We start from the raw sequence: 2113 nt of genomic DNA on the forward strand, positions 1-2113 counted from the left end.
AGCGCAGGCTAAGGCTAACCAAGCGGAGGCTAATGCCAAGGAGTATGCAAATAAAAAGGTAGCTAGCATCCATGTGCCCGTAAAATCAGTCAACGGCAAGACGGGAGATGTTAGACTGACTGCGGCGGATGTCGGAGCCGAAACCCCATCGGGAGCGCAGGCTAAGGCCAACCAAGCCGAAGCCAGTGCCAAATCATATGTGGGTAGTTTGCCATGGCAAAGAGTTAGGGTTACCGCTGATGACGGTGCAGCAATTGATATTTCAGGTCGTGACCTAAACACTATAGTAAAAACTGGTTTTTATAAGGGTGCGAATCTAGGTAATGCGCCTAGTCCACTGCTCCTGCGTGATGGTTGGGGTTACGTGGAGGTCATTGCGCATAACCCCGAATGGGTACTACAAAAGGTTTACGGTTTATATGCAAACCAATTTTATATGCGCAGACTTACAAATACAGGCTGGACTCCCTGGACGCAAGACCTTTATACATGGCAAAAAGTCAGAGTAACCGCTGACGATGGCAATGCTACCATGACAGGAGATTTAAATGCCGACTTACCAACAGGTTGGTATATGGGGCCAGATATGGCTAACGCACCAAGCAAGGGATGGTATTATGTAGAGGTGATCCGCCATAATCATCTGTATTGTATACAAAATGCTTACGCTTTTGGCGGCGGCCATAGCCACTATCAGCGTAAAAAAGATGGTGGCAATTGGTTACCATGGCAAAACATAATATCGGAGCTTGACCAAGTAAAGCAATCTGGCGTTAATGCCAAGCAAGGCTTGGTGGACGCGCTTAACGCCATTGGGATTGCCGCGTCCACGAATGATAACTTTGCCACGCTTGCTGCAAAAGTACGCCAAGCAAATTATATTAGGTCGGCTATAGTTAGCTTAACGTATAGGGACACACCCACTGCGCCTTATTATAAAAGCTTTTTCGATATGCCGTCAGGAACAACTAAATTTTTCTACACCACGTCAGGTTCTACGCATATCAGCGGTATAGGCACTACCAAAATAATAGCTCTATGGGATGCATTCGGCGGTCGGATAGACCTTGCAAGATCGGACCCAGATGAGGGCATAGAGTTGATAAGCGCCCAAATTGATTTAAAATCTGGAACATCTAGAGCGGCATTCCAGAGAACAGACGAGTCGAGATATTATACAACGGACGTTAAAGGTACATTAAATCCTGCTGGAGGTATAAGCTTTGGCGCATACATTCATGGCTCTGGCCATGAAGTTTCCATGAGTTTCAATGGTTTAGTCCAATACGCTTAAGGAGGAGAGCTGCATGTACGTAATTTACGAAGAAACACCGCAAGGCAAGGTTGTTACAACGGTTTACATGAACCCAGAACCAGAGCGGATGCAAGCACAGGGAGTCGAGATTGATGGCGAGCTGCCGAAGCCGGACGACATCCCTGGTATGCGTCCAGTTTTAAAACTGAAGCTCGAAGAGAAAGAACTTTATTACGACTACGAAAGACCAAACACCGTTGAAAGTCGTGTTCAAGTGCTACAAGAAGAAAACGAAGAACTGCGCAAACAGATTGAATCAATGCAACTCGCCGTTATGGGTATGATGGGTGGAGGTAATGTCTAATGAAGAGTCTGTTTTATGCTTTCCTTGTGGATTGCTACCGTAAAAGATTTGCCGACGAAGAAAAGCTGAAGTCATTCGTGCCGAAGTACATTTCGACTGAAGAATGCAAGGCAATCATAGAAACGAAGGATTAAGGCGCTGCCGCATTAGGTGGCGCTATTTTACGCCCTCTGGATACCCAGGGGGCTATTTAATCGAGGGGTGATCAAGGGTGGACGGAGTACAAACGGAGATGCTGCAGCGTATCACGAGAGTTGAGACAAAGGTTGATAACATGGACGAAAAGTTGGATAGGGCGATCCTAGCCAACGAGACGGCCACGGCGGCGCTACATTCCGCCGAATCCGCACATGACCGACTAGATAGAATCGAAGATAACCAAAAATGGCTCTGGCGTACAATGAGGCCACTGAAAAAGTCCTTCTCATGAAAAAAGGTACGGCTCCTCAAGAAAATTGAGGAGCCGTACCTTTTTTCGTTTATAATTAATGCAT

Annotated in this window: 3 protein-coding genes; all 3 read left to right on the forward strand. The window is 46.5% G+C overall.

Features of this window, described 5'->3' with window-relative positions:
* A partial coding sequence (locus PPOP_RS23280; protein ID WP_006284720.1) for a pyocin knob domain-containing protein occupies positions 1-1294 on the forward strand: 1294 nt, incomplete at its 5' end.
* A gap of 13 nt (positions 1295-1307) precedes the next feature.
* A complete protein-coding gene (locus tag PPOP_RS03755) occupies positions 1308-1619 on the forward strand; it encodes a hypothetical protein (protein WP_006284721.1) in 312 nt (103 codons plus the stop codon).
* Positions 1620-1851: 232 nt separating this feature from the next.
* Entirely contained in the window at positions 1852-2049 is a 198-nt protein-coding gene (locus tag PPOP_RS03760; RefSeq protein ID WP_306304713.1) for a hemolysin XhlA family protein, read from the forward strand.
* Positions 2050-2113: the final 64 nt, after the last annotated feature.

It is taken from the genome of Paenibacillus popilliae ATCC 14706 (assembly GCF_000315235.1).
Taxonomy (GTDB): Bacteria; Bacillota; Bacilli; order Paenibacillales; family Paenibacillaceae; genus Paenibacillus_B; species Paenibacillus_B popilliae.